This is a genomic window from Amycolatopsis sp. CA-128772 (assembly GCF_002904295.1).
Lineage (GTDB): Bacteria > Actinomycetota > Actinomycetes > Mycobacteriales > Pseudonocardiaceae > Amycolatopsis.
In genome coordinates this window covers 77,296-92,080 of record NZ_PPHG01000003.1, presented here as the reverse complement: position 1 = coordinate 92,080, position 14,785 = coordinate 77,296, and the positions used below count along the sequence as shown (strand labels likewise).

At 72.8% G+C, this 14,785-nt stretch carries 14 protein-coding genes; 5 read left to right on the top strand and 9 right to left on the bottom strand.

Features of this window, described 5'->3' with window-relative positions:
* Positions 1 to 41: 41 nt before the first annotated feature.
* From C2L59_RS00835 to C2L59_RS00825, 3 genes are read right to left on the bottom strand one after another with little or no spacing between them, the layout of a single operon-like run.
* On the bottom strand, positions 42 to 1,025 hold the full coding sequence (locus C2L59_RS00835; protein ID WP_103347571.1) for an ABC transporter permease: 984 nt from the start codon (positions 1,023 to 1,025) through the stop codon (positions 42 to 44).
* On the bottom strand, positions 1,022 to 1,906 hold the full coding sequence (locus tag C2L59_RS00830; RefSeq protein ID WP_103347570.1) for an ABC transporter ATP-binding protein: 885 nt from the start codon (positions 1,904 to 1,906) through the stop codon (positions 1,022 to 1,024). Before C2L59_RS00830 ends, C2L59_RS00835 begins: the two co-directional genes overlap by 4 nt.
* Before the next feature lie 13 nt (positions 1,907 to 1,919).
* On the bottom strand, positions 1,920 to 2,315 hold the full coding sequence (locus tag C2L59_RS00825; protein WP_103347569.1) for a GntR family transcriptional regulator: 396 nt from the start codon (positions 2,313 to 2,315) through the stop codon (positions 1,920 to 1,922).
* Between the two features lie 117 nt (positions 2,316 to 2,432).
* Between C2L59_RS00825 and C2L59_RS00820 the strand changes: the two genes are divergently transcribed.
* Both C2L59_RS00820 and C2L59_RS00815 read left to right on the top strand, forming a co-directional pair.
* Positions 2,433 to 3,206 carry a cyclase family protein gene (locus tag C2L59_RS00820; protein WP_103347568.1) on the top strand — a complete coding sequence of 258 codons (774 nt, stop codon included), beginning with the start codon at positions 2,433 to 2,435 and terminating at the stop codon, positions 3,204 to 3,206.
* Positions 3,203 to 4,822, top strand: coding sequence for a thiamine pyrophosphate-binding protein (locus C2L59_RS00815; protein WP_103347567.1), 1,620 nt, complete (start codon positions 3,203 to 3,205; stop codon positions 4,820 to 4,822). The genes C2L59_RS00820 and C2L59_RS00815 overlap by 4 nt, the downstream gene beginning before the upstream one ends.
* A 186-nt stretch (positions 4,823 to 5,008) precedes the next feature.
* Here the strand turns inward: C2L59_RS00815 and C2L59_RS00810 are convergent, their stop codons facing one another.
* Complete coding sequence (locus C2L59_RS00810) at positions 5,009 to 5,449, bottom strand: Lrp/AsnC family transcriptional regulator (protein WP_103347566.1); 441 nt, start codon at positions 5,447 to 5,449, stop codon at positions 5,009 to 5,011.
* Positions 5,450 to 5,597: 148 nt separating this feature from the next.
* Between C2L59_RS00810 and C2L59_RS00805 the strand changes: the two genes are divergently transcribed.
* Positions 5,598 to 8,963, top strand: a complete 3,366-nt coding sequence (locus C2L59_RS00805) for an indolepyruvate ferredoxin oxidoreductase family protein (RefSeq protein WP_103347565.1) — start codon at positions 5,598 to 5,600, stop codon at positions 8,961 to 8,963.
* On the opposite strand, the gene C2L59_RS00800 is transcribed toward C2L59_RS00805, so the two are convergent.
* Positions 8,944 to 9,564 carry a response regulator gene (locus tag C2L59_RS00800; RefSeq protein ID WP_103347564.1) on the bottom strand — a complete coding sequence of 207 codons (621 nt, stop codon included), beginning with the start codon at positions 9,562 to 9,564 and terminating at the stop codon, positions 8,944 to 8,946. The two genes, C2L59_RS00805 and C2L59_RS00800, sit on opposite strands and share 20 nt — an antisense overlap.
* A 67-nt stretch (positions 9,565 to 9,631) precedes the next feature.
* A complete protein-coding gene (locus C2L59_RS00795) occupies positions 9,632 to 10,138 on the bottom strand; it encodes a histidine kinase (protein WP_103347563.1) in 507 nt (168 codons plus the stop codon).
* A 100-nt stretch (positions 10,139 to 10,238) separates the two neighbouring features.
* Here C2L59_RS00795 and C2L59_RS00790 point away from each other — a divergent pair, with 100 nt between their 5' ends.
* Positions 10,239 to 10,955 (top strand): M24 family metallopeptidase, encoded by a 717-nt coding sequence (locus C2L59_RS00790; RefSeq protein ID WP_199198848.1) that lies wholly within the window; start codon positions 10,239 to 10,241, stop codon positions 10,953 to 10,955.
* A 2-nt stretch (positions 10,956 to 10,957) separates the two neighbouring features.
* On the opposite strand, the gene C2L59_RS00785 is transcribed toward C2L59_RS00790, so the two are convergent.
* Positions 10,958 to 11,599, bottom strand: a complete 642-nt coding sequence (locus tag C2L59_RS00785; RefSeq protein ID WP_103347562.1) for an FMN-dependent NADH-azoreductase — start codon at positions 11,597 to 11,599, stop codon at positions 10,958 to 10,960.
* Positions 11,600 to 11,681: 82 nt separating this feature from the next.
* Here C2L59_RS00785 and C2L59_RS00780 point away from each other — a divergent pair, with 82 nt between their 5' ends.
* Positions 11,682 to 12,152, top strand: a complete 471-nt coding sequence (locus C2L59_RS00780; protein WP_103347561.1) for a MarR family winged helix-turn-helix transcriptional regulator — start codon at positions 11,682 to 11,684, stop codon at positions 12,150 to 12,152.
* On the opposite strand, the gene C2L59_RS00775 is transcribed toward C2L59_RS00780, so the two are convergent.
* Positions 12,149 to 13,918, bottom strand: a complete 1,770-nt coding sequence (locus C2L59_RS00775) for a glycoside hydrolase family 76 protein (RefSeq protein WP_233223191.1) — start codon at positions 13,916 to 13,918, stop codon at positions 12,149 to 12,151. The two genes, C2L59_RS00780 and C2L59_RS00775, sit on opposite strands and share 4 nt — an antisense overlap.
* A gap of 107 nt (positions 13,919 to 14,025) precedes the next feature.
* Positions 14,026 to 14,466, bottom strand: a complete 441-nt coding sequence (locus C2L59_RS00770; RefSeq protein WP_103347559.1) for a hypothetical protein — start codon at positions 14,464 to 14,466, stop codon at positions 14,026 to 14,028.
* Between the last annotated feature and the right edge of the window lie 319 nt (positions 14,467 to 14,785).

Below are 14,785 nucleotides of genomic sequence, written 5' to 3'. Positions count from 1 at the left end.
CTCACGAAGCCGCACCGGCGTCCGGTGGAGAACCTGCGGCGTCAGGCGATCGTGCGCAGGCGGCGGAGCGCGAAGAACAAGAGCGCGGCCGCCAGCAGCACGAAGATCCCGGTTTCGATGCCCTGGAAGAGCCAGAACCGGTCCCCCGGCTGGTACTGCAGCCAGTTGTAGGCGCCGGGGCCCGCCTCGCGGGGACCCGGGCCGGCCCCGCAGCCGGACGGCGGGCACGGACCGATCTGCGCGTCCGGCAGGACCATGTCCCCCGCCGCGTTGCGGACCCCCTGCTGCATCACCCAGTCCCCGGACGCCGGGTTCGGCGTCTGCGTGCCCCCGGGGGAGAACGAGAGGCTCTGCGCGGGCAGGTACCGCGGCCGGGCCAGGACCTCGATCGCGACCCGGACCGCCGCGAACCCGACGAGCGCGATGCCCATGGCGGGCAGCACTTTCCGCCAGTACGTCCCGGCGAAGACGCCGAGGGCGAGCGCGAACAGCGTGTACGCGACCGGCACGATCCCCTGGACGTCGAACGAGATGTAGGTCAGCCGGCCGGTGGTCGCGCCGACCAGCGGCTGGAACCACCACGACACGCCCAGCGCGTACCCGATGGCCAGCACCGCGGTGATCGCGCCGACCAGGCCGAACTTCGCCACCGCCCACTGCCGCCGGCTGACCCCCTGCGTCCACACGAGACGGTGGGTGCCCTGCTCGACCTCGCGGGCGACCAGCGGCGCGCCGAAGAACACGCCGACCAGCACGGGCAGGACCACGAACAGGACGGCGACGAACACCAGGCCGCTGAACCGGTCCTGGAACTGGTGGCCGAGGCTTTCGCAGCGCGCCACCGCCTCGGTCTGCGTGACCAGCGGCGCGGTGCCGAGGGCGGCCCGGCAGGCGGCGAGGCCGAGGCTGTCGTACTTCGCGTGCATCGCCAGGCCCGTGGGCACCATGATGGCGGCGAGCAGCGCCAGCGCACCGAGGGTGAACAGCGCCTGCTTGCGGTGCTGGCGCCAGGTCAGCCAGATCATGCCGGCACCTCCCACGCGGACGCCGCGACGCGGCTTTCGGCTTCGGCGAGGTGCGCCAGCACCACGTCCTCCAGGGTCACTTCGTGCTCCGTCCACAATGGATCGATCGGGCCGCCGCCGCGGCGGACCAGCAGCGTCGACTGCCGTTCGGTGTGGCTCGCGCGGACGACTTCCGCCACGCCGGCGATGGATTCGCTGCCGGCGCGCGGGCCGACCAGGGTGCGGTGGCTGTCGAGGAGCTCGTCGACGTCGCCGGTGAGCTGGACGCGCGACCGCTGCAGCACGACGAGGTGGTCGCAGACGCGTTCGAGGTCGGTGAGCAGGTGCGAGGACAGCAGCACGGTCGTCTCGCTCTCGGCGACCGCCCCCATCAGCGTCTGCATGAACTCCCGGCGTGCCAGCGGATCCAGGCTCGCGATGGGCTCGTCGAGGAGCAGCAGCCGGGGGCGCTTGGCCAGCGCCAGGGCCAGCGCGACCTGGGCGCGCTGGCCGCCGGACAGCTTGCCCACCGGCTTGTCCGGCGGAATGCCCAGCGTGGCCAGCCGTTCGCGGGCCAGCGGGGCGTCCCAGCGGCGGCGGTTGAGCTTGCCGCCCATGGTGACCAGCTCCGCCGCGGTGAACTCCCGGTACAGCGGGGTGTCCTGCGCGACGAACCCGACGTCGGCGAGCACGGCCCGCGGGTCGCGGCCGAACACGCGCACCTCCCCCGCGTCCGGCCGCAGCAGCCCGACGAGCAGGTGCAGCAACGTCGTCTTGCCCGCGCCGTTCGGGCCCACCAGGGCCGCGATCCGCCCGGCGGGCAGTTCGAGCGCGCAGTCCTGCACCGCCCAGGCGCGCCCGTACCGCTTCCCCAGCCCCCGGGTCTCCACCGCCAGTTCCATCTTCCGGACTCCCCTACGACAGGTCCTGCGGCGCCCGCGCGCCGCGCATCGTGGTCTCGATCAGGGCGGCGATGTCGTCGTCCGACATCCCCGCGGCTTCGGCGCGCCCGAGCCAGGCCACCAGTTCGTCGCGCAGCTGCGCCTGGTGCCCCAGCGACGGCCCGGCCAGGCTGCCGGTGACGAAGGTGCCCACGCCCGGCCGGCCTTCGGCGAGCTCCTCCAGCACCAGCTCGCGGTAGGCCTTGAGCACGGTGTTCGGATTGATCGCCAGCGACTGGGCCACCTCGCGCACCTTCGGCAGCTGGTCGCCGGGGCGCAGCAGGCCGACCCGCAGCGCCTGCTTCACCTGCACGACGAGCTGCATGTACGTGGCGACCTTGGAGCGGCCGTCCAGGACGAACTCGATCACCCGGCACCTTCCTATTGTCCTACGACATTAAGACAACACCTCCGGGCGACTCGCTGTCAAGGCGGCTTCCCGCGGCATAGGCTTCCGGCACGCGCACACCGGCACCAGGAGGCAGGCATGTCGTTGTTGGACGGGCTGAGCAAGGCGATCGCGGGCGGCACGATCGAGATCGTCGACCTCACCGCGCCCCTGAGTTCGGGCACGCCGATCCTGCAGCTGCCGGCCCCGTTCGCCAACACCATCCCGTTCCGGCTGGAGGAAATCAGCCGCTACGACGAGCGCGGCCCGCGCTGGTACTGGAACGACATCCACACCGGCGAGCACACCGGCACCCACCTGGACGTCCCGGTGCACTGGGTGTCCGGAAAGGACGGTCACGACGTCTCGCAGGTGCCGCTGAAGACGCTGGTGGCGCCCGCGGTCGTGCTCGACTTCTCGGCCCGGGCGGCCGAAGACGCCGACTTCCTCCTGTCGATCGACGACGTCCGCGCGTGGACGGCCGAGCACGGCCCGCTGCCCGACGGCGGCTGGCTGCTCTACCGCACCGGCTGGGACGCGCGCAGCGCCGACCAGGCGGAGTTCCTCAACGCCGACGAGGCCGGCTCGCACACCCCGGGCGTCGCCCCGGAGTGCGCCCGCTGGCTCGCGGAGGAAACGCCGATCACCGGCCTCGGCGTCGAGACGGTCGGCACCGACGCGGGCCAGGCGCCGGGGCTGGAGCCGATGTTCCCGTGCCACGAGCTCCTGCTCGGCGCGGACAAGCACGGCCTGACGCAGCTGCAGAACCTGGCGTCGCTGCCGCCGACGGGCGTGCTGCTGGTGGTGTCGCCGCTGCCGATCGTCGGCGGGTCCGGCAGCCCCGCCCGCGTGCTGGCCCTGGTGGAGCGGTGAACGTCGCCGAACTGGTCGGCCGGACCCTGGCCGGCCTCGGCGCCGGCCCGGTGTTCGGCGTGGTGGGCAGCGGCAACTTCGAGGTGACGAACGCGCTGCGCGCGGGCGGCGTCCGGTTCGTCGCGGCCCGTCACGAGGGCGGCGCGGCGAGCATGGCCGACGCGTACGCCCGGATGAGCGGGAAGGTGGCGGTGCTGTCCCTGCACCAGGGCTGCGGGCTGACCAACGCGGTCACCGGCATCACCGAGGCGGCCAAGAGCCGGACGCCGATGCTGGTGCTGGCGGCCGATTCGGCGGGTTCGTCGGTGCTGTCGAACTTCCGCATCGACCAGGACGCCCTGGCCACGGCGGTCGGCGCGGTGCCGGAGCGGGTGCACTCGGCGGCGAGCGCGGTGGCGGACACGGTCCGGGCGTACCGCACGGCGGTCCAGCAGCGCCGGACGGTGGTGCTCAACCTGCCCCTCGACGTCCAAGCCGAGCCGGCGCCTGGGGAGGTGCCGCTGCCGGAGATCTCCGGACCGGCTCCCGTCCGCCCGGACAGCGCGTCCGTGGTCGCCCTCGCGGACCTCCTCGCGGCGGCCGAGCGCCCGGTGTTCATCGCCGGCCGCGGCGCCCGGTCGAGCCGGGAACCGTTGCGGCAGCTGGCCTCGCGGTGCGGAGCGTTGCTGGCGACGTCCGCGGTCGCGCACGGCCTGTTCCACGACGACCCGTTCGCGCTGGGCATCTCGGGCGGGTTCGCCTCCCCGGTGGCGGCGGAGCTGATCGTGGGCGCCGACCTGGTCGTGGGTTGGGGCTGCGCACTGAACACGTGGACCACCCGCCACGGCAAGCTCCTCAGCCCGCACGCGAAGCTGGTCCAGGTCGACATCGAGCAGCAGGCCCTGGCCGCCCACCGCCCGATCGACCTCGGCCTCGTCGGCGACGTCGGCTGCACCGCCGCGGACGTGCTCGCAGCGGTCGAGGAGAAGCCGGGCTACCGCACGGGCGAAGTGGCGGCCCGGATAGCGACCGGCCGCTGGAACGACGTGGCGTACGAGGACCTGTCCGGCGCCGGCCGGATGGATCCGCGGACGTTGTCCCGGCTCCTGGACGACCTGCTGCCGGCCGAGCGGATCGTCGCGATCGACTCGGGCAACTTCATGGGTTACCCGAGCGCGTACCTGTCGGTGCCGGACGAGCAGGGATTCTGTTTCACCCAGGCGTTCCAGAGCATCGGCCTGGGCCTGGCCACGGCCATCGGAGCGGCCCTGGCCCGCCCGGACCGCCTCCCGGTACTGGGAACGGGCGACGGCGGATTCCACATGGCACTGTCCGAACTGGACACGGCGGTCCGCCTGCGCCTCCCCCTGGTGGTGATCGTGTACAACGACGCGGCGTACGGAGCGGAGGTCCACCACTTCGGAAACGCCGACATGACAACGGTCCGCTTCCCGGACACGAACCTGGCCGCCCTCGCCCGCGGCTTCGGCTGCACGGGCGTGACGGTACGTACGCCGGAGGATGTGTCGGCGGTCCGGGACTGGCTGGCGGAGCCGCGAACGGCCCCGTTGGTGATCGACGCAAAGATCGCCGACGACGGCGGATCGTGGTGGCTGGCGGAGGCGTTCCGCCACTGACGTCGCCAGCTGTCATTGGTTGCACGCTGCGGTCTTGCGCCTCGACGGCCGGACGGGGGGCACTGCGGGGCAGCGGGAGGCGGGTCCTGCGTGAGCAGCCTGCATCTCGAAGGCGGGCGTGGGTGTGGGCCCGTGGCCGTGAGGCTGCGGGCCTATCCCGTGTTCGATTGTCCAAACAGCAAACGGCTACCGGGACCAGGATTCCAGCGCGATCAACGTCTTCGTCCCCGTCACCTGGTGGTGCCGCCGGATCTCGTCGATCGTCTTCTGGAGGTGGGCCATGTCGCGGACCCTCAACCACACCAGTGCGTCCGGGTCGCCGGCGATCGTGAACACCGCCTGGGCCTCCGGCATCCGGGTGGTCGTGCGGAGGATCTCCGCCACCTTCGTGTTGCCCATGAACCTCAGCTCCGTGAACGCCTCGATCCCCCAGCCCAGCTTCGCGTGGTCGACCTGGACCGTGAACCCCGTGATCACGCCGCTCTCCCGCAGGCGGTCGATGCGGCGCTTCACCGCCGCCGTCGACAGCGTTACGCGGCCCGCTATGTCGGACAGCGTCCGGCGGGCGTCCTCGCGCAGGAGGCCGAGGATCTCGTGGTCCGTCGCGTCCAGCAGGTCTTCCGGCATGAGACCGAGCTTACACGCAAGAATCCGTGCCAATCTCGACCGAAAGCTGCCGAACTTTGCGCGCGAGGGCGCAAACCCGCAGCGCCTGTTGCGTCACTGTGGCCCACGCCGCATCGTGCCGGAACACCGAGGCGAAAGGAGCCGCGCCGTGGACACGTTCACGCTGGAGGACCGCTACCTGCGGGAGGCGGGGACCGTGCACCTGACCGGGGTCCAGGCCCTGGTCCGGCTGCTGTTCGACCGCGTCCGGCACGACCGCGCCCGCGGCGGCGACCCCGCCGTCTTCGTCTCCGGCTACGAAGGCTCCCCGCTGGCCGGCTACGACCTCGAGCTCGGGCGCCGCGGGACGCTGCTCGAGAAGCACGACGTCGTGCACCGGCCCGGGCTGAACGAAGAGCTCGCCGCGACGTCGGTCATGGGCAGCCAGCTCGTCGCCGGGGCCGGTGGGCGCCGCGGCGTCACCGGGTTCTGGTACGGCAAGGCCCCCGGGCTCGACCGGGCCACCGACGCCCTCCGGCACGCCAACCTGGCCGGCACCGATCCGCGCGGCGGTGCCGTCGCCCTCGTCGGGGACGATCCGAACGCCAAGTCCTCCACCGTGCCCTGCGCGTCCGAGCTCGCCCTCGCCGACCTCGCCGTACCGGTGTTCTTCCCCGCCGATGCCCAGGATGTCCTCGACCTCGGGATGCACGCCGTCGAGCTGTCGCGGGCGAGCGGGCTGTGGACGTCGATGAAGGTCGTCGCCAACGTCGCCGACGCGTCCGGCACCGCCACGGTCGGTCCACAGTGGAGCCCGCCCGAGCTCCCCGGCGGCTACCGCCATACCCCGACGTCACGGCTGCTCGGGACGAGCCTCGCCGAGCTGGAACGCAGCCTCTTCACCGTCCGGCTGCCGCTCGCCCTCGAATACCTGCGGGTGAGCAACGTCAACCGGATCACCACCCGCGGCCCCGCCGACCGCATCGGCATCGTCGCCGCCGGCAAGTCCTACCTGGACCTCCGGCAGGCGCTGCGCACCCTCGGCCTGGACCCGGAAGCCCACGGCATCCGCATCCTCAAGCTCGGCGCGATCCACCCCCTCGAACCCGCGATCGTCCGCGAGTTCGCCGACGGCCTCGCCGAAATCGTCGTCGTCGAAGAGAAGCGCACCTTCGTCGAAACCGCGCTCAAGGAGGTCCTCTACGGCCTTCCCGACGCACCGAGGATCGCCGGCAAGAAGGACCACGACGGCCGGACGCTGTTCACCGAGCTCGGCGAACTCGACCCGGACGGCATCGCCGCCGGGCTCGCCAAGGTCCTGCCCGAGGGTATCCCGCCGGTCGACGCCTACCGCGGCCGCCGTCGCCGCGAGCGCATCGCCGTCCCGCTGCTCGCGCGGACGCCGTACTTCTGCTCCGGCTGCCCGCACAACTCGTCGACGAAGGTCCCGGAAGGCACCCTCGTCGGCGGCGGCATCGGCTGCCACACCATGGCCCTGTTCATGGAGCCGGACCAGGTCGGCACCGTCCTCGGCGTGACGCAGATGGGCGGCGAAGGCACCCAGTGGATCGGCATGGCGCCGTTCGTCGAAGCCGACCACTTCGTCCAGAACATCGGCGACGGCACCTTCACGCACTCCGGCAGCCTCGCCGTGCGCGCGGCGGTCGCCGCCGGGGTGAACATCACCTACAAGCTGCTCTACAACTCCGCCGTGGCGATGACCGGCGGCCAGGACGCCGTCGGCGGGCTGGCCGTCGAGAAGGTCGCGCAGCTGCTACTCGTCGAAGGCGCGAAGCGGGTCGTGATCACCAGCGACGCCCCGGCGAAGCACCGGAAGCTGCCCGCCGGGGTCGAGGTCCGCGACCGCACCGAGCTCCTGCGCACGCAGGAGGAGCTGGCCGCGATCAAGGGCGTCACCGTGCTGATCCACGAGCAGGAGTGCGCGGCCGAGAAGCGCCGGAAACGCCGTCGTGGCAAGCAGACCGCGCCCGCCACGCGGGTGGTCGTCAACGAACGCGTCTGCGAGGGCTGCGGCGACTGCGGGACCAAGTCGAACTGCCTGTCCGTGCAGCCGGTGGCGACCGAGTTCGGCCGCAAGACCGCGATCCACCAGTCGTCCTGCAACGTCGACTATTCCTGCCTGGCCGGCGACTGCCCGTCGTTCGTCACCGTGGTGCCGACCGGCCGGAAGCGCCGCCGGAAGACCGCCGAGCTGGCCGCCGACGCCATCAAGGCACCGGAGACGCCGAAGCGGGACTTCACCGTCCGGATCACCGGCATCGGCGGCACCGGCGTCGTCACCGTGACGCAGATCCTCGCCACCGCGGCGGTGCTCGACGGGCGGCACGTCCGCACGCTGGACCAGACCGGGCTCGCCCAGAAGGGCGGCGCGGTCGTCTCCGACCTCAAGGTGACGGCGGAACTCCTCGAGCAGGCCCCGAAACTGGCGGCCGGCGAATGCGACGTCTACCTGGCCTGCGACGCGCTCGTCGGCGCGGACGCGGCGAACCTCGGGGTCGCCGACCCGGCGCGCACGATCGCCGTCGTCTCCACGACCGAAGTCCCGACCGGCCGGATGGTCGTCGACACGACGGTGTCCTTCCCGGACCCCGGCAGCGTGCTCGCGCCCATCGAAACCGCGGCGGCGCGGACGGTGTCGCTGGACGCGCGCGGCCTGGCCGAAGAGCTGTTCGACGACGACCAGTTCGCCAATGTGCTGCAGCTCGGCGCGGCCTTCCAGACCGGCGCGATCCCGCTGCCCGCGCCGGTGATCGAGCGCGCCATCGAGCTGAACGGCACCCGGGTGGCGGCGAACCTGCAGGCGTTCCGCCACGGCCGCCGGCTCGTGGCCGAGCCCCCGGCGGCAGCCCCGGCGCCGGTGCCGGCCGCCAACCCCACGGCCGTGCGCAAGCTGGTGCACGCCGAGCCGGGCTCCGAGCTGGCGCGGCTGCTCGACATCCGGGTCCCCGACCTCGTCGCCTACCAGGACAAGGCCTACGCCCGCGCGTACGCGGAGTTCGTCGAGCGGGTGCGGGTGCTGGAGGACGGGCCGACGGCGATCACCGAGGCCGTCGCGAAGCACCTGTACAAGCTGATGGCGTACAAGGACGAGTACGAGGTCGCCCGGCTGTCGCTGGACCCGGCGTTCACCGACGGCATCGAGGACCAGTTCGGCGCGGGCACGAAGTACGCCTACCGGCTGCACCCGCCGGTGCTGCGGGCGCTCGGGATGCGGCGCAAGCTCAGCCTCGGCCCGTGGTTCCGCCCGGCGTTCCGGCTGCTGCACGCGCTGCGGCGGCTGCGCGGCACCCGGTTCGACCCGTTCGGCCGGGCCGAGGTGCGCCGGGTCGAGCGCGAGCTGATCGAGGACTACCGCAGCGTGGTCCTGCAGGCGTTGCGCGCCGGGGACCGGGCGCGGGCGCTGGCCCTGGCCGAGCTGCCCGACCTCGTTCGCGGCTACGAGGACGTCAAGCTGGGCAACGTGGCCCGGTACCGCGAACGGCAGGCCGAGGTCCTCACGCCCGCAGGTAGCTGAGCATCGCGCCGCCGGGGACGCGCAGCTTCGTGCTGACGTCCCCGGCGTGCTGCCGGGCCGCGGCGGTGCCGATGCCGAGCAGCCGGCCGATCGCCGGCACCGAGTGGCCCTCGGCCAGCAACGCCACCACTTCGCGCTCGCGCGCGGTGAGCGTCGCCACCGGGTCACCCGGCCGCGGCCGGGCCAGCTGGACGGCCACGACGTCCCGGTCCAGGACCGTGCCGCCGGCCGCTACGCGCCGCAGGGCGTCGAGGAACTCGCCGGGCTTGCCGACGCGCTCCTTGAGCAGGTACCCGGCCCCGCCGCCGGCGGCGGCCAGGAGGTCGCCCGCGTAGCCGTCTTCGACGAAGGCTGACAGCGCGAGGATCGCCAGTCCCGGGGCCCGGCGGCGCGCTTCGAGGGCGGCGCGCAGCCCTTCGTCGGTGAACGTCGGCGGCAGCCGGACGTCGACGACGGCCAGGTCCGGCGCCTCGGCCTCGACCGAGGCCACCAGCTCGCCGGGGTGGTCGACGGCGGCGGCGACCTCGAACCCCTCGCTGCGCAGGAGCAGCACCAGCCCTTCCCGCAGCAGGGCGTCGTCTTCCGCGATCACGATCCGCACGGCGGCCCGCCTCCTCGCCTCCGGTTCATCCCCCGCAGGGATGCACGGACGCGGGGGCGGAAGCGGTTCAGCTCTGGCCGGACCAGCCGCTCAGCCGGGTCAGGAGGCGCTCCAGAACCTCCGGGTCCGCGGCCACCGGGTCGCCGGAGACGGGCTCGTCGACGAGCGTCCGGCGGTCCTGGCGGCGCGGCAGGCGCACCTGGCGCGCGCTCATCCCGCCCGGCAGCGGCAGTTCGCACCAGGTGGTGCGGCCGCCGCCCTCGGCCGGGACGACGCCCAGCCGCTCGCCGAGCCGGGCCTGCGGCTCCGGGCGTCCGGGGATGTCGTCGTCGACCTCGATCGAGAGCACCTCGGCGCGCAGCCGCAGCCGCAGCGTGACGAAGGCCGGCGCCTTCGGGTCACTGGCGTCGATCACGGCCTCGACCAGCCGTTTCGCGGTGGCGGTCACCTGCTCCAGCATCGGCATCAGGGACCAGTCGGTGAGAATCAGGCGGACGAACAGCCCGGTGACCGGCAGCGCGCTGGGCTGCGCGACGAGCCGGATGTCGTCCATCTGGGAGGTGTGCGCGCTCAAACCCGACCTTCCTCGCCCAGGTGCGGCCCGTGCCGCTCCATGCCAGTCCGCCCGCCGCGGCACGGTACCGCCCGGGCCGGGCGTTGCTACCGTCGGGGCCATGGGTGAGCTGGTCGAGGACGAGACCGTACGCGCCGGACGGCTGCTGGACGCGCAGGCGAAGGCCGTCGAGCTGTTCGACGCGGTGGTCGAGCGGGGCATCCTGGCCCCCGGGGTCCGGGAGTCCGAGGCGAGCGACGCGATCCGCGACCTGGCCGGCGAGCTGCTGGGCATCCGCCGGTACTGGCACAAGCGGATCGTCCGGGCGGGGGTCAACACGCTGCAGCCGTACCGCGAGAACCCGCCGGACCGGGTCCTCGCCGGGGACGACATCGTGTTCGCCGACTTCGGCCCGATCTTCGAGGAGTTCGAAGCGGACTTCGGCCGGACCTACGTGCTGGGCGACGACCCGGTCAAGCACCGGCTGCGCGACACCCTGCCGGTGGTGTTCGACGCCGGCCGCGCGTACTTCGCCGCGCGGCCGGACATCACGGGTGCCGAGCTGTACGCGCACATGGTCGAGCTGGCGCGCGAAGCGGGCTGGGAGTTCGGCGGCGCCATCGCGGGCCACCTGGTCGGCCAGTTCCCGCACGAGACGATCGACGGGGACCGGCTCGAGTCCTACATCGCGCCCGGGAGCGACTACCCGATGCGGCGGCCGGACCGCAACGGGCAGGCGTCGCACTGGATCCTCGAGGTGCACCTCGTGGACCGCGAGCTGGGCATCGGCGGGTTCCTGGAGCAGCTCCTGGACATCGGGCCGGCCGCCGGCTCCTGACCTCAGACGCGCGCCGGGACCCACAGCTCGTCGATGGCGCGTTCGGCCGCCGCGAGGCTCTCCTCGGCGAGCGGGATGAGCTCGGCGAGGGCCGGGCGGACCGGCGCCAGCGTGAGTTCCGCCGTGATGAAGCGCGGCTCGAGCCCGGTCATCGCGACGCCGTGGGGCAGCCACTGCTGGGCGTGGTCCCAACCCTCGCGGGGCGTGCCCGCGCCGTAGCCGCCCCCGCGGCTGGCCAGTACGACGAACTCGCGGCCGCCGAGCAGCCCGGCGGAGGTCTCGGGGTCGACCGAAAGGCCCGGGGCGATGAGGTGGTCGACCCAAGTCTTGACGCTGCTCGGCGGGCCGAAGTTGTACAGCGGCAGGCCCAGCAGCACGATGTCGGCCGCCTTCACCTCGTCGACGACCGTCACGACCCGCGCCCACGCGGCCGCCTGCTCCGGCGTGTGGTCCTCGGGCGGCACCAGGCCGGCCTGGCCGCCGGCCGTGTCGACGTGCGGGAGCGGGTTCGCGCCCAGGTCGCGGTAGGTGACGGTGCCGTCCGGGTGGGCGGCCCGCCACGCGGCGGCGGCCCGCGCGCTCAGCCGGCGGCTCACCGAGCGCTCGCCCTGGATGCTCGAGTCGATGTGGAGGAGATGCGCCATGTTCTTCGCCGTCCATAGATCGTTGGTGTAGGACAAACCATTAATAGCACATCGACCATTGCCCGGCCCATATACTGGGCCCATGTCTTCGCTGCCGGTCGTCAACCAGCCGCCCCACCGGTGCGGCGCGCTGATCGACCACGTGGCGCGCCGGCTGCGGCTGCGCAGCGAGTCGGTGCTGGCGCCCCTCGGGATCCGGCCGCGGCACCTCATCGCCCTGACCGTGCTGCGCGACCGCGGCGAGAGCTCGCAGCAGGACCTGGCGAAGATCCTCGAGATGGACGGCACCAACGTCGTCGGCCTGCTCAACGACCTCGAGACGGAGAACCTCGTCGAGCGCCGCCGGTCGGCGACCGACCGCCGCCGGCACGTCGTCGAACTCACCGACGTCGGCGCGAAGCTGCTCGCGCGGGCCGAGTTCGCGCTCGCCGCGGTCGAGGACGAGGTGTTCAGCGCCCTCGGCGACGACCAGCGCGAGACGCTCTACGAACTCCTGCAGCAGGCCACCCGCAAGACCGGGACGGAAGCCTGCCGCGAAGCCGGTCCCTGCTAGCCGGCCGCGAGGATCGCTTCGAGCCCGGACGCCTGGGTGCGCCAGTCGGCCACGTTCGGCGCGGTGCCGGTCCAGCGCTGGCCGATCCGATCGAGCGCGTCCCGGTCTCCGGTCCACAGCGCGTCAGCCTGCTTCTGCGCGAACGCGCGGTAGGCCGGCGAGCCGGTCGCGGTGGCGAGGTCGCCGAAGTACCGCATGAAGATGCCCTTGAACTGCTTCTGGTTGTCGTCGCAGGAACCCGTGCCGGTGTCGCAGGATTCGACGAGCACGCCGTTCGAGGTCAGCCGCGCCATCGCCGCGTCCGCGAGCCGCTTCGCTGCGTCCACATAGGACTGGACACCGGTCGCGCGCCCCAGCTCCAGCAGGCCGCCGATACCGAGGCCCTGGTTGTAGGTCCAGACCGGCTGGCCGTTGTTGGCGCAGGACGCCGTCAAGCCGTCGTTCACCAGGCCGGCGGCGTTGACCAGGCCGCTGCCGAGGTACCAGTCGCCTGCCGTGCGGGCCCGCGCGCCCCAGACCGTGTCGCCGGCGATCCGCCGGTGCAGGGACGCGGCCAGCCGCAGGTACAACCCCGACGTGACGGCGTTCTTGTACGTCCGCTCGCGGTCCCACCAGACCCCGCCGCCGCAGGTGCTCGTGTCCCAGAAGCCGTGGACGTATCCGGCGATCGTCGTCGCCTCGGCGAGGTAGCGCGGGTCGCCGGTGCGGTCGTAGACGGCGATCCAGGCCAGTCCCCACCAGGCGCTGTCGTCGACGGCGCGGCTGACGAAGTGCCCGTCGATCGGATCGGAACCGCGCGCCCCGGCGGGAAAGGCGACGCGGTTGACGTCGAAGGTGCGGGCCAGCGCGGCGTCGAACCCGCCCGCGTCGGCGACCGCGGTGACGGCGACCGCGGAGTTCCACCAGCTCGACGGCCACCAGGCGGCGTAGGGGTCGTAGGACCACATCAGGGCGTCGAGCGCCCCGGCGGCGCGGGTCGTCGCCGGCCGCGCCCAGGCGGTGCAGCTGCCCTGCGCGTGGGCGGCTTCGCGGCCGCACGCCCTGAGGGCACCGCCGTAGAGCCGGCCACGCGGATCGCGCGCGGCGAAGGCCGCCGTGCGGGTACCGGTGGCGCCCGCGGGCACGCTCGTGCGGCCGAGGGACGAACCGTCGGGCCAGCTCGCGCCGGCGTCCCACGAGCGGTCGAGCCAGACCTCGTCCCCTGCCCCGCCGGTCTCGATGCCGGCCCAGGCCAGCCCGCGGCCGTCGAAGTGCAACCGGATGGTGCGGCCGAAAAGCGTGGCGGGCGCCACGGGCTGGCTGTCCCCCGCCGCCGGAGCGCTGCGGTCACAGGCGGCGTCGCAGACGTCGGGGTGGATCCAGGCGGTGCAGCCGACGGCCTGCGCGTCCCCGCAGGCCCGCACGAGACCGCGGCGGTGGTGGGCGGGATCGGTGCGGTTGTACATGAGCGTGCGGGTGCCGGTCCAGGTGGCGGGGATGCTCGCTTTGCCGAGCAGGCCCTCCCAGGTGGCACCGCCGTCCCAGGAGCGGTCCAGCCAGACGGCGTCCCCGGGAACGCCCTGGTCGATGCTGGCCCAGGCCATGCCGTCGGGGTCGTCGGCGTGGAGCTTGAGGATGCGTGAGTTGAGCACTTTGCCGGGCAGGGGGAAGGTTTCCTGCGCGGCTTGGGAGGGATCACGGGTGTCGCAGTAGATGCCACAGACGGCACTCGCGGCGGCGGGGATGGGGAAGCCGAGCACGAGCAGCAGAACGAGCAATGTCCGCATCGACATCCCTCTCCACGCGTGGGGTCTTTCCAGGATAGGAAGCCGCGGATGGGTTTCGAAGGATTCTGTCCGGTTGTCGGGCTATTCGGACAACGGCCGGCGTGGGGTCAGAGGGGTTCCCGGTACAGGGCGAGGATTTTCTGCAGCTGGGCGATCCGTCGCTGGGCCTCCGCCAGCTGCCCCTCGAGCTTCTCCCGGCCACGGCGCTCGTACTCGGCCCGGGTGAAGTGCAGCTCCATGAAGTCGACGACGCGGCCCAGCTGGTGCTCGCTGTCCTTGGACTCGGCGGCGACGAGCTCGGCGTGCTCTTCGGCCTCCCGCCTGGCCTGGTTGATCTCCGCCAGTTCGGTCTTCATGTTCTCGATGTGTTCGCGCTCGCGGTGGTGCAGCACGTGCAGTTCCTGCTCGCGCTGGACGTCACCGGGCGAAACCACCGCAGCACGGCCGGAGCGCAACCGCTCCAGGTCGGCTTCCAACTGCCGGCACTTGGTCTCCTCGCGAGCCAGCCGCGCCGCCAGGTCCTGCTCCCGCCACCGCAGGTCCGACACCTCCTGGCGCGCCTCGGCGAGGCGGTCGTTCAGGTCGCGCGAGAAGTCGCCGAGATCGTTCTTGGCGACGACCAGGTCCAGCCCCAGCTCCTGCGGGGTCGTGCTCGTTTCCAGCCGTGCCCGGGCTCGTTGCCACGGCTCGGCCGGTTCGACGACGACCTGGCCAGCTCGTCGTACGTCTTCCCCGAGCGGGACCTGACCTGCCGCAGCAGGCCGGCGAAACCGGCGACGCTGCTGAACCGCTCCGGGTCCGGATCGCCGAACAGGGTGGCTGACCGGGATACGACCACACCAACCGGTCGCACCAGCCGGCCGTCAC

Bases quoted from the DNA above. Each gene is read 5' to 3' on its own strand.
- C2L59_RS00780 (WP_103347561.1), top strand. From the start codon at position 11,682: ATGTCTTCGCTGCCGGTCGTCAACCAGCCGCCCCACCGGTGCGGCGCG.
- C2L59_RS00810 (WP_103347566.1), bottom strand. From the start codon at position 5,449: ATGCCGGAAGACCTGCTGGACGCGACGGACCACGAGATCCTCGGCCTC.
- C2L59_RS00835 (WP_103347571.1), bottom strand. From the start codon at position 1,025: ATGATCTGGCTGACCTGGCGCCAGCACCGCAAGCAGGCGCTGTTCACC.
- C2L59_RS00785 (WP_103347562.1), bottom strand. From the start codon at position 11,599: ATGGCGCATCTCCTCCACATCGACTCGAGCATCCAGGGCGAGCGCTCG.
- C2L59_RS00820 (WP_103347568.1), top strand. From the start codon at position 2,433: ATGTCGTTGTTGGACGGGCTGAGCAAGGCGATCGCGGGCGGCACGATC.
- C2L59_RS00790 (WP_199198848.1), top strand. From the start codon at position 10,239: ATGGGTGAGCTGGTCGAGGACGAGACCGTACGCGCCGGACGGCTGCTG.
- C2L59_RS00775 (WP_233223191.1), bottom strand. From the start codon at position 13,918: ATGCGGACATTGCTCGTTCTGCTGCTCGTGCTCGGCTTCCCCATCCCC.
- C2L59_RS00830 (WP_103347570.1), bottom strand. From the start codon at position 1,906: ATGGAACTGGCGGTGGAGACCCGGGGGCTGGGGAAGCGGTACGGGCGC.